The organism is Streptomyces sp. NPDC027663 (assembly GCF_055566415.1).
The window spans coordinates 47369-68694 of the sequence record NZ_JBVHSK010000020.1; the positions used below are offsets into that span (position 1 = coordinate 47369).

Genomic DNA, 21326 nt, shown 5'->3' on the forward strand with positions numbered 1-21326 from the left:
TCACCGAATGTCCCCCGTGTCCGGACGTCCCTGGTGGACCGCGGCCGTCCTGCTGCCGGCCGGCGTCGCCGCGGTCCACATCGGCCCGGCGGCGACCTGGCTTCCGGCCGTACGACTGCTGCTGTGCCCGGGGCTCGCGGGCACCGGCCACCACCGGCACATCGCGCTCACCTTCGACGACGGACCGGACCCGGTGTCGACCCCGCGTTTCCTCGACGCGCTGGACGGGCTCGGGGTGCGGGCGACCTTCTTCGTGCTCGGCGAGCACCTGGTGCGCCACCCGGGGGTGGCCGCGGAAACGGTACGGCGCGGGCACGAGCTGGGGGTGCACGGCTGGACCCACACGCGGCCCTGGTTCCCCTCGTGCGCCCGGGACACCGAGGACGTCGCCCGGACCGTCCGCGCGGTGCAGGCCGTCACCGGCCGGCGTCCGCTGTGGTACCGGCCGCCGTACGGCATCCTCACCTCCGGACGCTGGCGGGCCGCCCGGCGTGCGGGGCTGCGGACGGTGCTGTGGTCGGCGTGGGGCGAGGACTGGACGGCCGCCGCCACCCCGGCGTCCGTGCAGGCCCGCGTCGCGGCGGACCTCCGCGGCGGCGGCACCGTCCTGCTCCACGACTCCGACCGCCACTCGGCCCCCGGCTGCTGGCACGCGGCGCTGGGCGCGCTCCCGGCCCTCGTCGGGGGGTGCCGGGAGGCGGGCCTCTCGGTGGGACCACTGTGCGAGCACGGTCCGGGACCGGCTGTGGACCGTACCGCCGTGCCGGCGGGGGAGCCTGCCGAGTGACGGGGAGGGAGGCCGGCCGGCTCACAGCCCGTTCAGGTACTCCATCGCGTCGCGCCGGAAGAGTGCCCGGCCGCGGGCCACCCGGTCCGCGCGTTCCCGGCCGTCCTGCGCGAGCCGGCCGAGCGCGTCCAGCAGAGCGGTGCCGTCCTCGGCCGGCTCCGACAGGCCGAGGTCGGCCATGCGGCGTACGCCGTCCGCGCCGTGGCCGGGCAACGGGCGGTGACCGATCACGGGCAGTCCCGCGGCGAGGGCCTGGACGGCGGTCTGCCCGGCGGCGTTGTCCACCAGCGCGTGGCAGGCGGCCAGCAGGCCCGGCATGTCGTCCACCCAGCCCAGGGCGACCGCCGCCGGTTCCCGGGAGACCCGGGCCACAAGCCGCTCGTTGCGGCCGCACAGCACCACCGGCAACCAGCCGGCCCCCGCCAGCAGCCGGGCGGTGGCAGCGGGACGGGACGCCGCTCCCCACGCGCCGGCGGACAGCAGCACCGGCGGGCGGCCCGGGGCCCGCAGCGCGAATCGCTCCCGCCAGCGGACTGCCCCGGGGGCCGGTGCGCGGAAGGCGGGCGCGACCACCGGGCCGGTCGTCACCACGGGTACCGGCACGGCCCGGCGCACCTCGGCCGCCGCCGCGTCCGTGAGGCACAGGTACCGGTCGTTGCCCGGATGCAGCCACTGCCGGTGCACCGCGAAGTCGAGCAGGAAGACGGCGCTCGGCACCCGCAGCCGGCCCTCGGCCCGCAGATGCCCGGTCAGCTGCGCGGCCAGATGGAAGACGGACACCACCACGTCGGCGTCCAGCTCGTCCACCAGGTCCGTCAGCCCGTCCCCGGCGAGCCGGGCCAGCGGGACCCCACTGGGACGGGGGCCGGGACCCTCGCGCAGGAACGCGCCGTAGAGACCGGCGTAGACCCAGGGCAGATGCCGTACCGACGCCTGGTATCCGCGGCGCAGCCCCGTGCCCAGGCCGTACGGCAGCAGCCGCAGGACGTCCACGACATGGGCCGTGTGCCCCTGGGCCGCGGCCCGCCGCGCGAGTTCTGCGGCCACCGTGTCATGGCCGGCCCCCATGCTCGCGCTCACGATCAGCGTCCGTCGCCGGCCGCCCGGCGGCTCTTCCTCGGTGCTGTGCACGGACTCCGATTCTCCGCCGACGCGGCACGCAAACAGCGCACCCGCGGGCCGTGTCGCCCCCTGGCGAACCCGGTGGCTTCGGCCCGGCCGGTGACGCCGGCCGCCGGGGCGCGGCCGGCGGGACGACGTTGCCCCGCCGGACGGACCGGATCTTCACCCGTGTGCAGCAGGGCACCCCCGCCGCTGCCCGCCTTCCGGCTGCGAGTTGCCCGGCGCGTGCCAGGCTGGATGCATCGGCACACGAGAGCGGGTGGGCGGCGAGCACGGGAGGAGCCGTGGGGCGGTTGCGGCGCGGCCTGCACCGGGCTTGGCAGTGGCTGCGGGTCCAGGCCCTGTTCGAGCACGGACGCGAGCTGGAGCTGATGCACCGGGCTATGGGGTTCGCCACCCTGGCCCTGGTGACGCTGGCGCCGCTGCTGATCGTGGTGGCCGCGGCCGATCCCCTGGTGCGGGGCGGCTTCGCCTCCTGGCTCACCGACGGCATGGGGCTGTCCGGCCGGTCCGAGCATGTCATCACCGACGTCATCAGCCCGCCGCGCAAGGTCATCGGCACCACCAGCGTCTGGAGCGGCGTGCTGCTCGCCGTCTTCGGCGTGGCCTTCGGAGGCAGCGTGCAGAACGCCTACGAAAGGATCTGGGGCCTGGCGTCCGGCCCATGGCACCGGGTCTGGCGGCAGGCGACCTGGCTGGTGGTGCTGACCGCGTACCTCTACCAGGAGGTGGCGACCAAGACGGCACTCCACGGCGACCAGCGGATCGCGGTGTCCGCGCTGAGCGGAGTGCTCTTCTTCTGGTGGGGGCAGCGCTTCCTGCTGGGCGGCCAGGTCCACTGGCGCTCGCTGCTGCCGGGCGCGCTGGCCACCGTCATCGGTCTGGCCGGTCTCCGGGCGTTCTCCTACCTCGTCTTCACCCCGCTCATCGTCACCAACGCCCTGAGCTACGGCGCCGTCGGCACCGTGCTCGTCGTCGAGTCCTGGCTCATCGGCGTCGGCTTCGTGATCTACGGCGGTGCCCTCTTCGGCCGCTGGTTCACCGAACATCACTGGATGCCCCACCCTCACGACGAGCCGGACCGGACGAGTGACGAGGCAGAGGCCTCCTAGACCGTTCCTGGACCGCGTCCTGCGGCCCCGGGGCCGGACGAGGCGCCCGTGCCGGGCCGCTGGGGCGGCCGTTCGCCGGCGGGGTCCTCGGGGAGCAGGGGCCGCAGGGCGCCGAGGAGGGCTTCGACGCAGCTGTCGCGGAGCTGGGTGCGGGTGCAGGTCTCCCGGGTGAGCCAGTCGACGCACAGGACCTGGACGAAGACCAGCCAGCTCTTCAGGACGGCGGACACCGCCGCGCGGGCGTCGTCGTCCGCGAGGGGGAGCGCGGCCAGCAGCCGGGCACGGAGTGCGTCCAGCTCGTTCGTCATGATCGACTGGATCACCGGGTCGCCCGCGAGAACCCGGTTGGCGGCCAGGACGGCGTTTCGGTTGGCCACGAAGTAGTCGAGGTGGACGTCCATGCCCTGGACGAGCTGCTCGACCAGGGAGTCGGCGGGGTCGAGCCGCGTGTCGGCGAGCAGTTGGTCCGCCGCCTGCTGATAGACGGCCGCGAAGAGGGCGTGCTTGCTGGGGAAGTGGCGGTAGAGCAGGGCCCGGGAGACGCCGGCCTCTCTGGCGACCTCCTCCATGAGCACGTCGTCGTAGGGACGTGCGGCGAAGAGCCGCGCTCCGACGGCGAGGAGCCGGGCGCGGCGCTCGGCGGGGCTGAGGCGCTGACGGGAAGGCACGCGCCCACACTACTTGACATGTGTCTACTTGCGCTCCCAGTCTAGTAGACACATGTCAACCAGCACCTGACGCGGCGTCGGAGGCAACATGGCAAGGGCTCTGCGGGCACTCACCCAGCTCATGGGCTGGGCCTGCGTGGTGATCGGTGTGTTCCACGTGGCGCTCGGCAACGCGGCGATCCCCGGCGCGAGTTCCGCCGGGGCGACGGTCGACAGCTGGGGCCGGTTCATGGGGGCCGCGTTCGCCGGCTACGGACTGGCCTGGCTCTGGGCCGCCCGGCAGCGGCCCGTCCCGGCCCGGGCCGTGCGGTGGTTGGCCGGCGTGTTTCTGCTGGGCGGGGCGGGCCGGCTGCTCTCGTTCGCCGTCGAAGGCCGGCCGCAGGGGTTCCAGATCGCCCTCGCGGTGATCGAACTCGGCCTGCCGCCGGTCTTCTTCTGGCTGGCCGACGCGGAGGAAGGAGTACGGCGCAGCGGCGAGCAGACGCAGCCGAGCCGGCATGCCGCGTAGGACGCCCTCACGCGGCCGTGCTCGGATTGCACCGACGGGTGCGACCGCTGGTACGGCCGCGAGCACGGCCCACCGTGGAGCCCTCCGGCAGAACCTCCCGCCCCCGGAAAATCACGGCCTGCGCGCGGCCAGCGCGAACAGCCCCTCTGGGTCGTACGTGGCGCGGATGCGCTCGAGACGCTCCTCGTGCGAGCCGAAGACCGCGCCCCGCAGCTCGCTCGCGTCCTCGCCGAGCCCGGCGAAGTTGACGTACGTCCCGCCGCTCGAGAACGGCTTCATCGCGTCCCATGCCGAGCGCGCCCACCCGATCGCGGCCTCGTCCAGCGCGGGGTCCCGCCAGCCCGCGTCGATGCTCACGTTGTAGCGCGCGGACCGGTACGCAAACGCGCTGTCGTCGGGGCCCACGCGCGCCACAGCGCCGCCCAGGGTGCGGATGACGATCAGGCTCTCCGGAGTCGGCCGCCGGGAGTCCCAGTCCACCAGGGTCCGGATGGCCTCGTCCGTCAGTTCCTCCATGAAGTGCGACTTCATGAAGTAGCGTTCGCCGTCGGGGAACCGCCACGTGTTCGCGCTCTGCAGCGTGACGTACGGCACCGTTCCGCTCAGGTCCATGAGCGGCGGGCCCAGTTCACGCTGCGGCGCCAGCGCGGCGGTGGCGCCGTCGCCCGGCGGGCCGCCGTACACGGCGCCGACCATCACGCAGTTCGACCGGTGCAGTTCCTGCGGGATCGAGGGGTCGGCGGGGACGCTCCAGAGCAGAAGCTCCGGCGTGACCGTCTCCGGCGCGGTGCACGTCGCGTCCCGCCAGGCCCGCAGCACGTCCTCGGCGCGCTCGTACGGATGGAGAACCAGCGCCCCGGCCACCTCCGGACCGAGCGCGTGAAGGCCGAACTCGAAGGACGTGACCACGCCCAGACCCCGGCCGCCGCCGCGCGCCGCCCAGAACATGTCGGGCTCCTCGTCCCGGCTCGCCGTGCGTACCCTGCCGTCCGCGGTGACGAGCTCCAGCGAGCGGACGCTGTCGCAGCTCAGCCCGAACGTCCGCATCACGAATCCGAGGCCGCCGCCGAGCGTGAGACCGGCGATCCCGGTCGCCGAGATCTCCCCGCCAGGCGTGACCAGCCCGTGCAGCTGGGTCTCACGGTCCAGCTCGCCCCAGGTCACGCCCGCCTGGGCACGCGCGGTGCGGGCCGTGGGGTCGACGTGTACGCCCTTCATGAGCGACAGGTCGATCACCAGGCCGTCGTCGCACACGGCGCTCCCCGCGACCTGGTGCCCGCCGCCGCGGATGCTTACGACCGGCCGGTGCTCGCGCGCGGCCGCCACCGCCTCGACGACGTCGGCCGTCCCGGCGCACCGGGCGATCACCGCGGGCCGGCGGTCGATCAGCCCGTTCCATACGGCCCGCGCCTCGTCGTAACCGGGGTGACCGCGGTCGATCACCTCGCCGCGCAGTGAGGACCGGAGCCGTTCGGCCAGGGACCGTTCGCGTGCCTCTGTCCGCTCGTTCGGCATGGGCCTCACCTCTCCCGGGCGCGCAAGGCGAGCTGCTCCTCGTTACACGCTATGCCGCGGCGGACACCCCTGCATCGCGGCGGAGTCCGGCCCGATCGGTCCGGTCAGGTACCGCCAGGGACGCGAAGTCCGGCTGCCCGCCCGGCTGAAGCTTGTCCCGGACATGTGCGCGGGCGGGGCCTCATGACCCGATGCAGCGGCGGAGTGTGTGCCTGCTCCGGCGAGTGAGCCGTTGGTAGGACGCCCGCGCGCTCGGTCGGCCCGGATGACGAGGGCGGACTCCGTCGGGCGGTGGAGGAGAACACTCCCGGCGGGGGACGTGCGCGCGCAGGGGGAGGCCCGAGGCTGGGATTCCTGTCGAGGGAGAGGCGGTTTCGGGGTGGAACGCTGGGATCGGGTCGGGCGTTGCGCGGCATACGGGGCGGCACTGGCACTGTCACCGTATTTGTTGATCAAGGTGTCTTGGGTGGTCGGCTCGCTTCTCGGTGTGACACCGACCGGAGAAGGCTTCGACCAGGCCGGGTGGGTGCTCCTCAATACGGTGACCATCGGCATGGCGGGGATCGGGATCGCGCTGGCGCTCGCACTGGTGAGGCCCTGGGGGATGCGGATACCGGGATGGCTGGTGACGTTCTGTGCCTGGACAGGGTCGGGGTTCCTTGTATCGGTCCTTCCGTACACCGTGCTCAGTACGCTGCTGGATTCCGAGCGCGGCGGCTCGGGGGACGGTGGAGGCGACGAAGCCGCCATGCCCGGCTGGGAGGCCGCGTTGGTCCAGTTCGGCTTTGCAGGGATGGGGCTGGGGCTTGCCGTCGCGCTGCCCGCCTACCTGCGTCGCCGATGGCCGGACGCATTCACCGGGCGAGTCGGGAACGGTACCCGTGCCGGTGCGCCATGGGCGGCTGTCGTCGCGGCCGTCGTCGGTCTGGTCTGGCTCTACTGGGCCGTCGGCGGCACGCTGGGAGTCTCGCGCCCGGCCGAGCGGGACGCCAACGGGTATGTGCTGACCGGCCTGGGCGCGTTCTGGGCGCTCTCCGGTGCGGCCGCCTTCTGGGTGCTCGCCCGGGCTCGTCTTCCCCGGCTGTCCCGTCGGCTCCTGCTGGCCATCGGCTGGCTCGGGTCAGGCTCGCTGTTCGCATGGAGCGGCTGGAAACTGCCACTCACGCTGGTGGTTGCGCTGGTCCACCCGGCCGACGCCACCCCGCCGGAGAATCCCGCCGTTGCCGCGGTGCTGCATCTAGCAGCCGTCGTCGCGGGCGCCACCATGCTGCGAACACTCGTCGGTTCACGCCCACGAACCCCCGCGGCCTGAGACCCGCCCTGGTCTTGGCCTACTGGCGAACCAACCTGACCCTGCGCCGGCTCGCCCCGCTGTTCGGGACATCGAAGACCGCAGCCGACCCGGCACGTCTCAGGCCAGCTGCCGGCGCACCAGCTCGTGCAGTCTGCCCCCGGTGTCCGCGAGGAGTTCGGCGGGGGCACCCTGCTGGACGATCCTGCCGTCCTCCATCACGATGACCCGGTCGGCGTCCAGGACGGTCGACAGGCGGTGTGCGATGACGATGCGGGTGGCGTTCAGCTTGCGGGTGCTGTCGATGACGATGCGCTGGGTGTCGTTGTCCAGGGCGCTGGTCGCCTCGTCGAAGAAGAGGATCCGCGGCCGCCGGATCAGGGCCTGGGCGATCATCAGCCGCTGCCGCTGGCCGCCGGAGATCGCGCCGTTGCCCGCGACGATCGTGTGCAGTCCCATCGGCATCCGCTTGATGTCCTCCGCCAGCCCCGCAAGCTCGGCCGCCGCCATCGCCTCCTCCGGCGTGTACGGCTCGGTGCCGCAGATGACGTCCAGGATGGAGCCGGTGAACGGCTGGGCGTGCTGGAGCACCACCCCGCACTGGCGGCGCACCGCGGACTGGTCGAGGGCCGCGAGGTCCTGGCCGTCGTACAGCACGCTGCCCGAGACCGGCTTGTCGAAGCCGATGAGCAGGCGCAGCAGGGTGGACTTGCCGCAGCCGCTCGGTCCGACGACCGCCACGAACTCGCCCGGCCGTGCGGCGAAGGACACGTCGTCCAGGACGAGCGGGCCGTCGTCGGCGTACCGGAAGGAGAGGCGGCGGGCCTCCACGGCACCGGACAGCGGGCCGGGGGGGGTGCTGGCCGTGCGCACCTCCGGTGTCGCGTCCAGGACCGGCTTGATCTCCTCGAACAGCGGCAGCGCCGCCACCGCCGAGACGAACGCGCCGGTCAGCTGGGTGACCGAGGTCAGCACCATGGTCACCGACGTGTTGAAGGCGAGGAAGTCCGCAGCGGACATCGCGCCCCTGGCCGGGCCCGCCAGCAGCATGAACATCAGCAGGGTGCACACCGGGAGGTAGACCGTGCCGAGGACCGTGGTGAGGTTCTTGATCCGGCCGACCCGCTGCTGGAGTTCCCGGCTGTGCGCGAACTCCCGCGCCCAGGCCGCGTACGCGTAGTTCTCGGCCGCCGCCACCCGCAGCTTGGGCAGCCCGCGCAAGGTCTGGAACGCCTGGTTGTTCAGCTTGTTGCCGAGCACCACGAGCCGCCGCTGCCAGCGCACCTGCCACAGCCCGAGCCCCCCGAACACCGCCGCGATGACGACCAGCATCCCGATCGCGGCCATCGCCATCGGCACGCTGTACCACAGCAGCAGACCCAGGTTCATCGCGCCGACCGTCACCGACTGCGCGACCACCGGGCCGACGCCGGCCAGCATCCGGCGGATCGCGCTGATCCCCATGGCCGCACTGGCCAGTTCACCGGTGGAGCGCTGGGTGAAGAAGCGGGTGGGCAGCCGCAGCAGCCTGTCCCACACGGCCGGTTGCAGCGCCGCCTCGATCCGGCCCTCCAGGCGCAGGATGGACAGGTTCTCCAGCAGCGTGAACGCCGCCGCGACCACCCCGCTCACCATCACGGCCAGGCACACCTGGACGATCAGGTCCTCCTGCGCCTTCGGCACGTACTCGCCGAGCACCTTGCCGGTCGCGATCGGCACCAGCGCACCGACCGCCACCGTCACCAGCCCGGCGAGCAGCAGGTTCAGCAGGTCGCCCCGGGTTCCGCGCAGGCTGAACCGCATCAGCCCGAGCGGTCCGAGGCGCTTGTCGGGCAGTGGCCGGTAGAACATCACCGCGCGCGGCTCGAACTCCTCCGCGTTCGCCTTCTCGACCGGCGTCTCCCGGCCGGTGCCGGGGTGCACGGCCACATAGCCGCCGCGCCGCCACAGCAGTGCGACCGGCGCTCCGGACAGTGCACGGTGGCCGACCAGCGGGCCCACGTTCTCCCGCCACCAGCGGCCGTCCAGGCGTACGGCCCGGGTGCGCACCCGCGAAGCCAGCGCCACCCGTTCCACCGGGTCCAGCCGGTCGCTCTCGGTGCCGCTCTGCGCGGGCTCGGCCAGCCGGATCCCGGCGGCCTCCGCGACGAGTGTGCAGGCCGCGTAGGTCGCGTCGGCGTCGGCTGCCGTCGTACGGCGGGCCGAGCGCTTGCCGATGGAGGCCAGCAGGGTCTGGTCGGCCTGGGCCCGCACGGCCTCACCGGCCTTGATCCCGGCGGCCGTCCGGGTCTCGTGGGTGCGTTCCAGCTGCTCGATCCACCGGTCCAGCGCGGTCAGCAGCCGGTACTGCTGGTCGACCATGCTCTGCCACAGCGCCGGGTCCATCAGCAGATCGGCCGCGGCCTCCGCGCCGTACAGGGAGCCGTACTGCGCGCTGCCCGGCGGCACCTGCATCCAGAAGACGTCGTCGTCCTCCCCCACGCTCGAACGAGCTCGCGCGGGGCTACCCCCGGGCATCTCGCCCCGTTCCTCGGCCAGCGGGGCCTGGAACAGGACGGACAGACCGCGGCCGACGCCGAGCGCGAGCGCGTACTCCAGCGGACTCGAAGCGGGCGGCACGTACTGCGGGTTGCCGTACTCGTCGTACGACCAGGTCTGGGTGTCGGCCGGCTGGTACAGCTCGCGCAGGCCGATCCGGTGCACCACACAGTCCCGGACCGGGCGGGCCACCAGCGTGTGCTCGGGTCCGGCGACCGGGCCGAGCAGCAGGGTGCCCGCCTCCAGCCGGCCGAGGTGGTGCCAGTGGCCCTGCTGGGCGGCGTCCACCGCGAACAGGTCCAGGGCGCCGTCCGCGACCAGCCACAGCACCTGCGGGCCCTGAAGGTCCAGGCGGCTCAGGCCGGCGCAGTCCAGCCGCGTGCCCAGCGAGCCGAGCGCACCGAGGACGAGGTCGCCGCCGTAGCCCTCCTGCACAGTCGTCATCTCACCGCTCCCTGACCAGCGCCGCGTACGCGCCGCCGCGCGCCACCAGTTCCTCGTGCCGACCGCGCTCCACGATCGTGCCGTGCTGGAGCACGACGATCTCGTCGCTGTCGCGGACCGTGCTCAGCCGGTGGGCGATCACCACACAGGCACAGCCGCGCCGCCGCAGGCTGTCCATCACGGCCAGCTCGGTCTCCGCGTCCAGCGCGCTGGTCACCTCGTCCAGCACGAGGATGCTCGGCCGGCGCACCAGCGCGCGGGCGATCTCCAGGCGCTGCCGCTGACCGCCGGAGAAGTTGCGGCCGTCCTGCTCGACCCTGCTGTGGATGCCGCCGGGCCGGCGCATCACCACGTCGTACAGGGCCGCGTCCCTCAGCGCCTCCACCACGGCCTCGTCGGGGATCGACGGATCCCACAGGGCCACGTTGTCGCGGACCGAGCCCTCGAAGAGGAACACGTCCTGGTCCACGAAGGAGACGGACGCGGCGAGCGCACCGCGCGGGATGTCCTCCAGCCGCCGTCCGTCGATGCGGATCACCCCGTCCCACGGCGTGTAGAGGCCGGAGATGAGCCGGGACACCGTGGACTTGCCGCTGCCGGAGCCGCCGACCAGCGCCACCTGCTGCCCCGGGCCGACGCTGAGGTCGAAACCGGTGAGCAGGGGCTGGTCCAGCGGGCTGTAGCCGAAGGTGATGTTCTCCAGCTCGACGTGCCCGTGCAGCCGCCGGGTCGCGTCGCCCCCGCCCGGGCGGGCGTAGAGCGGGTCGGCCTGGAAGTTCTCGACGTCCTTCAGCCGGGCCACGTCCGCCGCGAAGTCCTGGATGCGGCCCGCCACGCCGTTGAGCCGGGTGAGCGGCGCGGTGAAGCGGGTGACCAGCGCCTGGAACGCCACCAGCAGACCCACCGAGATGTGCCCCTCGACCGCCCGCATGCCACCGATCCACAGGATCAGCCCGCTGTTGAGAGTGGCGAGCGTCGGCGCGACCACGCCGAGCCAGGCGCTCGGCACGCCGAGCCCCTGCTGCTCCTCCAGCGTGGTCGCGTGCTGTCCGGCCCACTTGCGGAAGTAGCCGTCCTCGCCGCCGGTCGCCTTCATGGTCTCGATCAGCTGCAGACCGGTGTACGAGGTGTTGGTCAGCCGTGCGGTGTCCGCGCGCAGTTTCGCCGTGCGGGTCGCGCGCAGCCGTACGACGAGGCGCATCGCCACCACGTTGAGCAGGGCCACGCCGATGCCGACGAACGTGAGCTGTGGGTCGTAGGTGTACAGCAGGACCGCGTAGAGCACGACCACGATCGCGTCCACGCCGGCCGCCGCGAGGTCACGGGCGAGCGTCTCGGCGACCTGGTCGTTGGACTGCAGGCGCTGCACCAGGTCGGCGGGGGAGCGCTGGGCGAAGAACGTCACCGGCAGCCGCAGCAGATGGCGCAGGAAACGGGCGCTGGAGAGGGTGGAGGAGATGATCCGGCCGTGCAGCAGGTTGGCCTGCTGGAGCCAGGTCAGCACCAGCGTGAGCAGCACACAGGTGGCCATGGCGGCGAACAGCACGCCGAGCAGCGAGGTCTGTCCGCCGATGAGGAACATGTCGATGTACGTGCGGCTGAGCGCCGGCAGGGCCGCGCCGACCACCACCAGCAGCAGACTGGCCAGCACCGCCGCCGGGAGGGTGCCGGCGGTGCCGCGCAGCCGGGCCGGCATGGCGCCGAGCACGCCCGGCCGGCGTCCGCCCCTGGTGAAGCCGTCACCCGGTTCCAGCAGCAGCACGACACCGGTGAAGCTGCCGTCGAACTCCTCCATGGGAACGAACCGGCGGCCCTTGGCGGGGTCGTTGATGTAGACCCCGCGCCGGCCGAAGCGGCGGCCCATGCCGTCGTAGACGACGTAGTGGTTGAACTCCCAGAAGAGGATGGCCGGTGCCCGGACGTCGGCGAGGGCGGTCAGGTCCATCTGCATGCCCTTGGCCGTCAGGCCGTAACTGCGGGCCGCCTTCAAGAGGTTGGAGGCGCGTGAGCCGTCGCGGGAGACACCGCAGGCGATGCGCAGCTCCTCCAGCGGGACGTGCCGGCCGTAGTGGCCGAGGACCATCGCGAGGGAGGCGGCGCCGCACTCGACGGCCTCCATCTGCAGCACGGTGGGGGTACGGACCGTGCCGCTGCGGGACTTGGGGACCGGGCGCTTCGCGGGAGCCGCCCGTCTGCGGCCACGGGTGCCGTGGGTCTGTCCCACTGGTGGGGTCACGGGAGCAGCCAATCGAGAGGACGCTGGTCGGCGAGCCGGACGGAGCCGGTGGCGAGGGTCATGGAGTCCAGCCGGAACGGCGGTCCGTCGGTGGTCGACCACCGGTAGCCGCTCTTCGTGGCCGGTGACCTGTCGAGCTGCACCAGGACGGCCACCGGGCGGCCCTTGCGGGTGAACTGCTCGCCGAGCTGGCTGTCGCCGAGGAAAGCGGAGACCGACTGGGCGGACTGCGCGCTGCGGTCCACCGACTTCACCTCGCCGCGCAGCACCCCGAACTGCTGCGTCGGTACGGAGGACACCGTGAGGTCGACCGGGGCGTGCGCCGGGATGGCGGCGGCGTTCTCGGCGGGCACGTACACCGTCGCGTACAAGGGGTCGGACGCGTGGGCGGTCTTCTCGACGGCGGCGACACCGGCGCCGGTCCGGATGATCTGACCGATGGTGGCGGCGAGCGTGGTGACTCGGCCCGCGGCGACGGTACGGACCACCGCATCGCCCTGCTCCGTACGGACCTTCAGGACCGGGGCGTTCGCGGGCAGCCGGTCGCCCTGCCGGGCGAGGACGGCCGTCACCTGGCCGGACACCGGGCTCTGGAGCAGGTAACTGCCCTGCCCGTGGGTGAGGATGGCGGGCGCGCTCACCGTGGAGGCGACCGAACCGGTCACGGCCCACACGGAGGCCGCCGCCATGACGACGACGGTGACGCCGAGCGCGAGCCAGCCCTGCGGGCGGGCCAGCCGCACCGGAAGGTCCAGCTCCTCCGGCGACTGGAGCTTGGCGAGGGCCTGTTGGCGGAACTGCACGGAACTTCCCTCACCTGTGGGAGAGACGCAACTGTTTCAGGGCATCCGAGAGCCCCGGAGCCGAGGGACGGCTCCGGGACTTCGGTGACACCGGGGTGCGATCAGAGACCGGCGACGACGCCGTTGATCGGGGAGGTGTTCAGGCCGGAGACGCCCTCGGCGGTGCCGACGACCGTGTTGACCAGGCCGGTGACGCCCGGGGCAACCTCGTTCACGGTGGCGAGGGTGCTGTTGAGGGTGTTCACGGACAGGCCGCCGGAGACGTTGTCCAGCTCGGCGTCCGAGATCTCGACGGTCTCGACCTGGGGGGTGGAGTTCATGGTGGAACTTCCCTTCGTATGGATATTTCACAAGGGGGAGAGCGGCCCCCTCTGGGGACAGACGGACGGCCGCCGACCGCGGGCGCCGGGCATCCGTCTCCGGAGGCCCGCCGGACCCCGCGGTGCGATGGATCAAAGCACGCACGCGGGGCGCGCTTCCAATCAACCAGGCCCCTCACCTGGGCAATTGACTCGCCAAGGGGCTCATCCGTGCAGGTGTGTGCACGTCACGTCGGCGACTCCTTCACATGCCGCACGGCATCGTCGCGCCGGGTGCCTTGCCCACGGGATCGCGAATCCGGCACTTCTCGCCAAAGGCGTCGCAGGGGGCGCGCGGATGTGCAGATCCGCTGTCGCCGGTGACGTGGCTGGGTATTGGATGTGCAGATTCCCTGAAGGAGGGATTCCGCTTCGTGTCCGGAGCTGACCGTCACCGACCGGTAGCTGTGTGTGTCAGCCCAGAATCGCGTAGACCGTGCTCGCCCGCGCGGCGAGCGCACCGGAAACGGCATCGCTCAAGGTGACATCCGCGAACGCCATCCGGCGGCCAAGCTTCGTCAGCACCGCTTCGATCAGGACATCCGCGCCGGTCACCGCCCGCTGGAACGACGTCGACTGCTGCACGGTCGTCATCGGCACGAACCCGCCCCGGGCCGCCGACACCGCGATCACCGTCGCCGTGTCGGCCGCCGCCATCAGCGCCTGTCCCGACAGCCCGCCGCCCTCCCGGGCCAGCCGGTCCGACCAGGGCAGACGGAGCACGGCCCGGTCCTCGCCCACCGCCTCCACGGTCAGCCCGAGATCGAGCACCCAGGGGGCGAAGTTGGCGGAGAGGACCTTGTCGGCTTCGGCGCTGGTCATCGTCATAGGGCGGATTGTTCCCAGCAGTCCGCCGCGACACGCGGAGCGTGGCCGATTCGGCGCTCCGACACGCCCGCCGGGAAACGGAATTGAACGCACCACGCGGCCGGTGCGTACCTACGGCCATCCAGGCGCCGCGATACCCACCCCCGATACGAACTGCCCCAGCGGCAGACCCTCGCCCCCAGGAGGTCGAGAAGTTTGAGTCACAAGCGAATGCCCAAGCGCAAGGCCGCGATAGCGGTGGGCGGTGTCGCGGCCCTCGGAGCAGCGGCACTCCTGCTGCCCAACGCCAACGCATCGCAGGACCAGAACGACGCGACCGCGAGCGGCGCGGCGGGCGCGAAGACCCTGAAGGCCGCCGACGCCTCGGACCTGGCCGCCCGGCTGGAGAAGATCCTCGGTGAGGCCTTCGCCGGGTCCTACTACGACAGCGGCAAGCAGCAGCTCGTCGTCAACGTGGTCAACGGCGACGACAACGTCGTCGTGCAGGCGAAGAAGGCGGGTGCGGTCGTCCGCCAGGTCGAGAACAGCACCGCCGAACTCAAGGCCGCCGCCAGGACGCTCAAGACCAAGGCGACCATCCCCGGCACCTCCTGGGCCGTCGACCCGCGTACCGACAAGGTCCTCGTCACGGCCGACTCCACCGTCACCGGCGCCAAGTGGAACAGACTGCAGTCCACGGTGCAGAGCCTCGGCTCCGGCATGGCCACCCTGAAGAAGTCCTCCGGCACCTTCAAGACCTTCGTGTCGGGCGGCGACGCCATCTTCTCGCAGGCACAGGGCGGCAACGTCCGCTGCTCCCTCGGCTTCAACGTCAAGGCCTCCGACGGCAGCCCCGCCTTCCTGACGGCCGGTCACTGCGGAGTCGCCGCCAAGGAGTGGTCCGACTCCCAGAACGGTGAGCCCATCGCCACCGTCGACCAGGCCACCTTCCCCGGCGAGGGCGACTTCTCCCTCGTCAAGTACAACGACCCCAACACGCAGGCGCCGAGCGAGGTCAACGTCGGCAACGGCCAGACCGTGCAGATCGCGCAGGCCGCGGACGCCACCGTCGGCGCGACCGTGTTCCGGATGGGCTCGACCACCGGGCTGCACGACGGCCAGGTCACCGGCCTGGACGCCACCGTCAACTTCCAGAGCGAGACCGACCCGAACGGTGTCGACACCGTCACCGGCCTCATCCAGACCAACGTGTGCGCCGAACCCGGCGACAGCGGCGGCTCCCTGTTCACCCAGGACGGCAGCGCCCTCGGCCTCACCTCCGGCGGCAGCGGCGACTGCACCAGCGGCGGCGAGACCTTCTTCCAGCCCGTGACCACCGCCCTCCAGGCCACCGGCGCCACCCTCGGCGACGGCGGCAACGGAGCCGGTGGCCAGGGCGGTGCCGGCGAGCAGGGCGGTGCCGGCGACCAGGCGGGCGCGGGTGACCAGGCCGGCGCCGGCGGCGAGGCGGGTGCCGGTGACCAGGCCGGTGCCGGCGGCGAGGCGGGTGCCGGTGCCGGTGACGGCGCGGGTGCGGGTGACCAGGCGGGTGCCGGTGACGGCGCGGGTGCCGGAGACCAGGCGGGTGCCGGCGGAGACGAGGCCGGCGGCAGCGCAGACCCGGCCGACCCGGCCGACCCGTCCGGCTCGGCCGGCGACCAGTCCGGCAGCGGCACCGCGCACGACGGGTCCTCCTCCCTCACCGGCACGAACTAGGCCGACCGGTACCCCGCACCCCCCGACGGCCTCACCTCGGTTCCGGCCGGCGGGAAGCGGCCCGGCCCTCCGGCGGGAGGGCCGGGCCACGGCCGTGTGAGGGAGGGCGGGGCCACGGCCGTGCGAGGAGGGTCTTGCCAACGGCCGTGTGAGAAGGGCCGGTGGTGTCCCGCGGATCAGCCGCCGTCGTCGCGCCCGCAGCAGCAGCGCGGCCACGTCGTCCACCCGCTCCCCGGCCGCCGCACTGCGCCGGACCACCTCGTCCGCCAGGCTCTCCAGCGGCTGTTCGCCGATCTCCGCGAGCAACTCGCCGAGGTCGGCCGGCGCGTTCCCGATGCCGACGCCGGGCGGCTCCACCAGACCGTCGGTGTACAGGACGAGCACCGAGCCGGGCACCAGCGCCACCTCGGTCGTCGGATACACCGCCTGGGCGTCGATCCCCAGCAGCGGCCCCCGGCCGGGTCCGGCACCCGCACCCGCCCGTCGAGCCGGCGCAGCAGCGGCGGCGGATGCCCCCGCCCGTGCCATGACGGCTCGCCCGCGCGCGGCCCGCTCCAGCCGCTGCGTCAGCCGGCCGCAGGCCGCCGCCAGATGCTGCCGCTCCCGGTCCGCCGGTTCCGGCGGATGGGCAGCCGGCCAGGTCACGAACAGCGCGCCGTACACCGCGCGTTCCGTCGCCACCGGCGCCGTGGCCAGCGCGAAGGGGTACGGCAGCACCACGGCGATGCGCGGATGACGGCGGGTCATCTCCTCCTCCCCGCCCAGCGGGTCATCTCCTCCTCCCCGCCCACCCACTCCAGCCGTCTCTCGCGCGCCGCGTCCGCGACCGGGATCGGCGCGCTCGGCCCGACCCGCTGCCACGGCGCCGCGAACGCTCGCGGCATGCCCACCGCCATCTCCAGGACCGGTTCGTCGGGCCTGAGCAGATACACCGCGCCGGATTTTCCGTGCGCCTCCTCCAGCAGCGTGGGCGGCGCGAGCGACAGCACCGGCCGGTCCGGCGGCGCCGCGTCGGCCGCCGCTGCCCGTCCGGCACCGGCCCGTCGGACACGCCGACCACCTCCTCGTCCGGCCGCGCGTCGCATCCCGGGGACAAGACTCCCTCGCGGCGGCGCTCCGTGCACGGCGAACGTTCATGGGGCTGCGCGCCCGCCCCCGCGCGGCGGATGCTTCCAAATACCCCGTTCGGCCGTCTCCGTGCGCCGGCGCCCACCGTGGGCGTGAGCCGGACCGCGTCGGCGGCACACGAGCACGTTCGTGTCCGGCAACTCGGCGATTCGGTGTCATGTCATCTGTCCGCGGGGTCCTGCGGGCAGCGGGCCGACGTCATCTGTCCGGTGAGATCCTGCAGGTCACCGAGTCGGCGTCGGCTGTCCGGTGAGGTCGTGCTGGGCCGCCGGGCGGGCGTCATGTGTCCGGTGGGGCCTGCAGGTCGCCCGGCCGGCGTCAGATGACCGGCGGGCCCTGCGGCCGGGGCGACGGTCGGCCCCGCTTCGGCGTGTCGCGGTCGTCGGCCGGGGCGCACGGCTCAACGGGAGAAGCACGGGCCTCGTACGGGGTGCCTCATGTGCGCCCCCGCCGCGCCAGGATGGCCGATTCTGTGCGGAGAGCGGGTTGTCACGCGTCCCAGGCGGTCGATCGCGCAGCGTCGGTGCGCCGGGCGGCCGAGGCGCGTCGGCCGCGGTCCGGAGCCGCCCACGGCGTGTCGCGTCGCTGCCGCCGGCGCCCCCCGGAGTGTTCGCTGGCCGAATCATCACCCCAGTTCAGAACGGGTCTCAGCCAACCCCTCGAACAGCCGGTCGGACCGCCGGCTCGACGTGGCCGGGGAACGGGCGAAGAGTCCGCCGGCGCACCTTCGGCATCCTTTTCCGCCGCGGCCGGTTTACGGATGCGGCCTCTGGGCACACGCGGTGCGACGTTCGGCCGGAGGCCCCCGCCCGGGAGCCTGGCCAAGTGGCCGAGCAGTGACGCAAAAGCACCGGCAGAGTACGCTCCGTTCAACTTCAGGGGGTTGCTTGCACGTGACTCGCCGTGAAGACTGTGGCCGAGTTCCATCGAAACGAAGGTGTCGCGCGGTGCGCATCATGCCAATCGTGGGGCGGCATGGGCGACGGCTGCGTATATTCACACCTCGCTTCGAACGGCCGGGGCTGGGGGCCTTGCTGTCCGTCCAGGAGCCGGGAGGGTCCCGCGTGATCGTTGCGCGGGAGGAATCGCCGAGGGGATGGGTGATGTCGGGTTGGCGCGCCACACGACAGGGCGCGCTGCGGGGCCGAGGCCGGCCGCGCAGCCGCCGGGTCATGCACCGCATGTGCTGAGGGTCGAGAGCCGACCCCCGCACCGGACCGACGCCGGCTGACCGTCCCGCCGCCCACCAGGAGGGCCGCGCAGGCCACGCGCTGCTCTCGTCCGATGTCCAGACAACGGTGGCACAGCCGTGCCCCGGACCCCCGGACCGCCCAGGTCCGCCACACTCTGCGCGCGTGAACCTCCGTGCCCGCACGCGCCGGCAGCTAGCAAGGAGACATGGTGATCAGCAAGCAATCGACGGGGGAACGCCTTCTCTTGGAGGAGTTACCAGACCGCTGGCGGGACTTACGCGAGGCCGGGCCGGTGCGGTACGACGAGACCCAGCGTGTCTGGCAGGTGCTGGACCACGAGTCCGTCGCCACCGTGCTCGCCGACCCGGCGACGTACTCCTCCGAACTCTCCGCCCTTGCCCCCACCCAGTCCGACTTCGAGACCTTCACCCAGGGCAACTTCGTCGGCATGGACCCGCCGGAGCACCGCAAGCTGCGCACTCTGGTGAGCCAGGCCTTCACCCCGCGCGTCGTGCAAGGACTCGGCCCCCGCATCGAGGCGGTCTGCGCCCGGCTGCTGGACGACGTCGCCGACCGCGACCGGTTCGACCTGGTCGAGACGCTTGCCTATCCGCTGCCCATCATCGTGATCGCCGAACTGCTCGGCATCCCGGCCGAGGAACACCGGCTCTTCCAGGAGTGGGCGGGCGTCCTGTTCGGCGGCGACCAGCTCGGCGAGGCGCCCGACATGGCCGACCTGGAACGTGCGCTGGAAGCCATCGCCCCCACGGTGCGCGAGATGAACGGCTACATGCTGGAACACATCCGCGCCCGCCGTGCGAACCCCGGTGACGACCTCACCAGCAGACTCATAGCCGCCGAGGTGGACGGCGTCCGCCTCGCCGACCAGGAGATGGTCGGCTTCGTGGCCCTGCTGCTGGTGGCCGGGCACATCACCACGACCGCGCTGCTGGGCAACGCGGTCGTCACCTTCGACCGGCACCCCGGCACGGACGCCGCGCTGCGCGCCGACCCGTCCCGCATCCCGGCCGCCGTCGAGGAGGTGCTGCGCTGGCTGCCGCCCTTCCCGGAGCTGGGCCGCCGGGTCACCCGGCCCGTGGTCCTCGGCGGTCACGACATCCCGGCCGACACGCTGGTGATGGCGCATCTGGGCGCCGCCAACCGGGACCCCGCCCGCTTCGCCGCACCCGACGTCTTCGACGTGACACGGAACCCCAATCCGCATCTGACCTTCGGGCACGGCATCCACTTCTGCTTCGGCGCGCCGCTGGCGCGGCTGGAGGCGCGGATCGCTCTTCACATGTTGCATGAACGATTCCGCACCATGGTGATCCCCTCCTACGAGGACATCGCCTACCAGAACCCGGCCGTCATCATCGGCGTACGGCATCTGCCCGTCGAGGTCGGCAGACCGTAGCCCAGGCGCACGCAGCGCCCCCGGCCGGCCTCACACCGCTCGTTCGGGCCGGACCGGCACACCCGCACATGAGACCCATCCAACGGGAGTCCCCTTCTCATGCCCTACACCATCCCCGCCGCTCCGGCCGCCTCCCGGACGCCGTCCCTGTCACACCGGGACTTACAGGACCGCCTCGACGACCTCGCCCGCATCCACCGGGTGCCCGGCGCCCAACTCGCGCTCGACACCGGCACCGGTGTCGTCGCCGTGCACACCGGTACGGCCGACGTCACGACCGGCGCGGCCTTCACCGCGGGCACCGCGGTCCCCCTGGGATCGCTCACCAAGCCCTGCACCGCCACGCTCGTCATGCTCCTGGCCGACGACGGCGACCTCGACCTGGACGAACCCGCAGCCGAGCACCTCCCCGAGCTGGCCGGAGCGCCTCAGGTGACGATTCGTCAACTCCTCACTCATACCGGCGGACTGCCCACCGGTCCCGACTCCGACACCGCCGCCGCGACCAGCGCGGCACGCTACCTCACGACCGTCTGCACCGGCAGCGACCTGCTGTTCACGCCCGGTACCGACTTCTCCTACTCCAACGCCGGTTACGTCGCCGCCGGACGGCTGGTGGAGACCGTCACCGGCATGCCGTGGCACGAGGCCGTGCGAGCGCTGCTCCTCGAACCCCTCGGCGTACGGACCGCGTTCGTCGGTGAGGCCGCACCCGTCCGTCCGGTGGCCGCGGGACACGCCGTCAACACCGCCACCGGGCAGGCCGTTGCGGCCCGGCAGAACCTGGCGCCGCTGGAGGCGCCGGCCGGCGCGCTGCTCGCGAGCGCACTGGACCTGATCGCGTTCGGCAACGCGCTGACCGGCCGCTCGAACCTGCTGCCGCCCGCCGTCGCCAAGGAGATGCGCCGGCCCGAGACCGCCGCCCGCCCGGGCACGCTCGCCGACGGCTGGGGCCCCGGACTCGCCCTGTACCGGAAGAACGGCCGTGTCTGGTGCGGCCACGACGGCAACGCCCAGGGCACGTCCTGTCATCTGCGGGCCGATCCGGAGAGCGGCGTGGTGGTCGCCTTCACGGGCAACGCCGGGGGCGCCACGGCGCTCTGGCGCGACCTCGCCGAGGAACTGGGCCGGCTCACCGGCATCCGGGTGCCCGCCGGCGTGGCAGTCGCGGACCGGGGCCGGCCCGTCGACCTGGCCGGCTGCGCGGGCACCTACCGCAACGGCACCACGACGTACCGCATCGCGCCCGGACCGGACGGCACGCCGGCCCTGTCCGTGGACGGGGACCTGCCCATTCCGCTGGTCTGCTACGCCGACCTGTCCTGCGATCTGCGCGATCCGGCCACCGGACGCCTCGAACCCGGGGGCAGGTTCCACCGCGATCCGGCCACCGGCCGGGTCGACCGGGTGCAGATATCCGGGCGCACGGCACGCCGTACCGACGACGGCTGAGCCGCGGTCACCGGCACCGGTTCCGGCTCACCGGGCCCGGCCTCCGGCAGCCGCCGCTCTGGTTCCGGATCCGGTGGGGCAGCCACGGCCGGTCCGGATCCGGTGGGCAGCGATGGCCGGTCCGGATCCGGTGGGGCAGCGATGGCCGGTCCGAACCCGGGCGGACACCGCCGTCGGTCCGTCCGGCACTCCGGCGGGCCCGGTGGTGCCCATCGGGCCACGGGGGCGGC

The 21326-nt window shown here is 72.9% G+C and carries 15 protein-coding genes and 2 pseudogenes; 8 read left to right on the forward strand and 9 right to left on the reverse strand.

All coding sequences use genetic code 11. The annotated features are described in order from the left end of the window. The first annotated feature begins 7 nt into the window (after positions 1-7). Entirely contained in the window at positions 8-787 is a 780-nt protein-coding gene (locus ACZ4SF_RS34365) for a polysaccharide deacetylase family protein (protein ID WP_468392337.1), read from the forward strand. 21 nt (positions 788-808) lie between these two features. Here ACZ4SF_RS34365 and ACZ4SF_RS34370 read toward each other — a convergent pair whose 3' ends face one another. Continuing rightward, positions 809-1855, reverse strand: a complete 1047-nt coding sequence (locus ACZ4SF_RS34370) for an MGDG synthase family glycosyltransferase (RefSeq protein ID WP_468392407.1) — start codon at positions 1853-1855, stop codon at positions 809-811. Between the two features lie 338 nt (positions 1856-2193). Here ACZ4SF_RS34370 and ACZ4SF_RS34375 point away from each other — a divergent pair, with 338 nt between their 5' ends. After that, the gene (locus ACZ4SF_RS34375; protein ID WP_468392339.1) at positions 2194-3021 is read left to right on the forward strand and encodes a ribonuclease BN; all 828 of its coding nucleotides are present in this window, start codon (positions 2194-2196) and stop codon (positions 3019-3021) included. Here ACZ4SF_RS34375 and ACZ4SF_RS34380 read toward each other — a convergent pair. Next, positions 3018-3689, reverse strand: a complete 672-nt coding sequence (locus ACZ4SF_RS34380; protein ID WP_468392341.1) for a TetR/AcrR family transcriptional regulator — start codon at positions 3687-3689, stop codon at positions 3018-3020. The two genes, ACZ4SF_RS34375 and ACZ4SF_RS34380, sit on opposite strands and share 4 nt — an antisense overlap. 88 nt (positions 3690-3777) lie before the next feature. On the opposite strand from ACZ4SF_RS34380, the gene ACZ4SF_RS34385 reads away from it, so the two are divergent. After that, on the forward strand, positions 3778-4197 hold the full coding sequence (locus tag ACZ4SF_RS34385) for a DUF4345 domain-containing protein (protein ID WP_468392343.1): 420 nt from the start codon (positions 3778-3780) through the stop codon (positions 4195-4197). Positions 4198-4308: 111 nt separating this feature from the next. Here ACZ4SF_RS34385 and ACZ4SF_RS34390 read toward each other — a convergent pair whose 3' ends face one another. After that, the gene (locus tag ACZ4SF_RS34390; RefSeq protein ID WP_468392345.1) at positions 4309-5712 is read right to left on the reverse strand and encodes an FAD-binding oxidoreductase; all 1404 of its coding nucleotides are present in this window, start codon (positions 5710-5712) and stop codon (positions 4309-4311) included. A 379-nt stretch (positions 5713-6091) separates the two neighbouring features. Between ACZ4SF_RS34390 and ACZ4SF_RS34395 the strand changes: the two genes are divergently transcribed. Both ACZ4SF_RS34395 and ACZ4SF_RS34400 read left to right on the forward strand, forming a co-directional pair. After that, a complete protein-coding gene (locus tag ACZ4SF_RS34395) occupies positions 6092-7024 on the forward strand; it encodes a hypothetical protein (protein ID WP_468392347.1) in 933 nt (310 codons plus the stop codon). Then, positions 7024-7110 (forward strand): annotated as a pseudogene (locus ACZ4SF_RS34400) (transposase family protein); the annotation flags it as partial. The gene ACZ4SF_RS34395 and the pseudogene ACZ4SF_RS34400, both read left to right, overlap by 1 nt. 13 nt (positions 7111-7123) lie before the next feature. Here ACZ4SF_RS34400 and ACZ4SF_RS34405 read toward each other — a convergent pair. The 5 genes from ACZ4SF_RS34405 to ACZ4SF_RS34425 all read right to left on the reverse strand — a co-directional run bounded on the left by ACZ4SF_RS34405 (position 7124) and on the right by ACZ4SF_RS34425 (position 14211). Continuing rightward, positions 7124-9985, reverse strand: a complete 2862-nt coding sequence (locus tag ACZ4SF_RS34405) for an NHLP bacteriocin export ABC transporter permease/ATPase subunit (RefSeq protein ID WP_468392349.1) — start codon at positions 9983-9985, stop codon at positions 7124-7126. A 1-nt stretch (position 9986) separates the two neighbouring features. Further along, positions 9987-12209: an NHLP family bacteriocin export ABC transporter peptidase/permease/ATPase subunit gene (locus ACZ4SF_RS34410; protein WP_468392409.1), complete on the reverse strand. Its 2223-nt coding sequence runs from the start codon at positions 12207-12209 to the stop codon at positions 9987-9989. Positions 12210-12217: 8 nt separating this feature from the next. Then, positions 12218-13024: a hypothetical protein gene (locus ACZ4SF_RS34415; RefSeq protein ID WP_468392350.1), complete on the reverse strand. Its 807-nt coding sequence runs from the start codon at positions 13022-13024 to the stop codon at positions 12218-12220. Positions 13025-13125: 101 nt separating this feature from the next. After that, a complete protein-coding gene (locus ACZ4SF_RS34420; protein WP_468392352.1) occupies positions 13126-13344 on the reverse strand; it encodes a type A2 lantipeptide in 219 nt (72 codons plus the stop codon). 453 nt (positions 13345-13797) lie between these two features. Further along, positions 13798-14211 carry a PaaI family thioesterase gene (locus ACZ4SF_RS34425; protein WP_468392354.1) on the reverse strand — a complete coding sequence of 138 codons (414 nt, stop codon included), beginning with the start codon at positions 14209-14211 and terminating at the stop codon, positions 13798-13800. 210 nt (positions 14212-14421) lie between these two features. On the opposite strand from ACZ4SF_RS34425, the gene ACZ4SF_RS34430 reads away from it, so the two are divergent. Then, complete coding sequence (locus ACZ4SF_RS34430; RefSeq protein ID WP_468392411.1) at positions 14422-15906, forward strand: S1 family peptidase; 1485 nt, start codon at positions 14422-14424, stop codon at positions 15904-15906. 252 nt (positions 15907-16158) lie between these two features. On the opposite strand, the pseudogene ACZ4SF_RS34435 reads toward ACZ4SF_RS34430, so the two are convergent. Then, positions 16159-16966 (reverse strand): annotated as a pseudogene (locus tag ACZ4SF_RS34435) (SpoIIE family protein phosphatase); the annotation flags it as partial. Between the two features lie 1505 nt (positions 16967-18471). On the opposite strand from ACZ4SF_RS34435, the gene ACZ4SF_RS34440 reads away from it, so the two are divergent. Continuing rightward, positions 18472-19644: a cytochrome P450 gene (locus ACZ4SF_RS34440; RefSeq protein WP_468392356.1), complete on the forward strand. Its 1173-nt coding sequence runs from the start codon at positions 18472-18474 to the stop codon at positions 19642-19644. Between the two features lie 99 nt (positions 19645-19743). Further along, the gene (locus tag ACZ4SF_RS34445; protein WP_468392358.1) at positions 19744-21096 is read left to right on the forward strand and encodes a serine hydrolase domain-containing protein; all 1353 of its coding nucleotides are present in this window, start codon (positions 19744-19746) and stop codon (positions 21094-21096) included. Positions 21097-21326: the final 230 nt, after the last annotated feature.

Excerpts from the sequence above, each read along its gene's own strand:
- ACZ4SF_RS34365 (WP_468392337.1), top strand. The coding sequence starts at position 8 with ATGTCCCCCGTGTCCGGACGTCCCTGGTGGACCGCGGCCGTCCTGCTG.
- ACZ4SF_RS34370 (WP_468392407.1), bottom strand. The coding sequence starts at position 1,855 with ATGGGGGCCGGCCATGACACGGTGGCCGCAGAACTCGCGCGGCGGGCC.
- ACZ4SF_RS34385 (WP_468392343.1), top strand. The coding sequence starts at position 3,778 with ATGGCAAGGGCTCTGCGGGCACTCACCCAGCTCATGGGCTGGGCCTGC.
- ACZ4SF_RS34390 (WP_468392345.1), bottom strand. The coding sequence starts at position 5,712 with ATGCCGAACGAGCGGACAGAGGCACGCGAACGGTCCCTGGCCGAACGG.
- ACZ4SF_RS34405 (WP_468392349.1), bottom strand. The coding sequence starts at position 9,985 with ATGACGACTGTGCAGGAGGGCTACGGCGGCGACCTCGTCCTCGGTGCG.
- ACZ4SF_RS34420 (WP_468392352.1), bottom strand. The coding sequence starts at position 13,344 with ATGAACTCCACCCCCCAGGTCGAGACCGTCGAGATCTCGGACGCCGAG.
- ACZ4SF_RS34425 (WP_468392354.1), bottom strand. The coding sequence starts at position 14,211 with ATGACGATGACCAGCGCCGAAGCCGACAAGGTCCTCTCCGCCAACTTC.
- ACZ4SF_RS34430 (WP_468392411.1), top strand. The coding sequence starts at position 14,422 with ATGCCCAAGCGCAAGGCCGCGATAGCGGTGGGCGGTGTCGCGGCCCTC.
- ACZ4SF_RS34445 (WP_468392358.1), top strand. The coding sequence starts at position 19,744 with ATGCCCTACACCATCCCCGCCGCTCCGGCCGCCTCCCGGACGCCGTCC.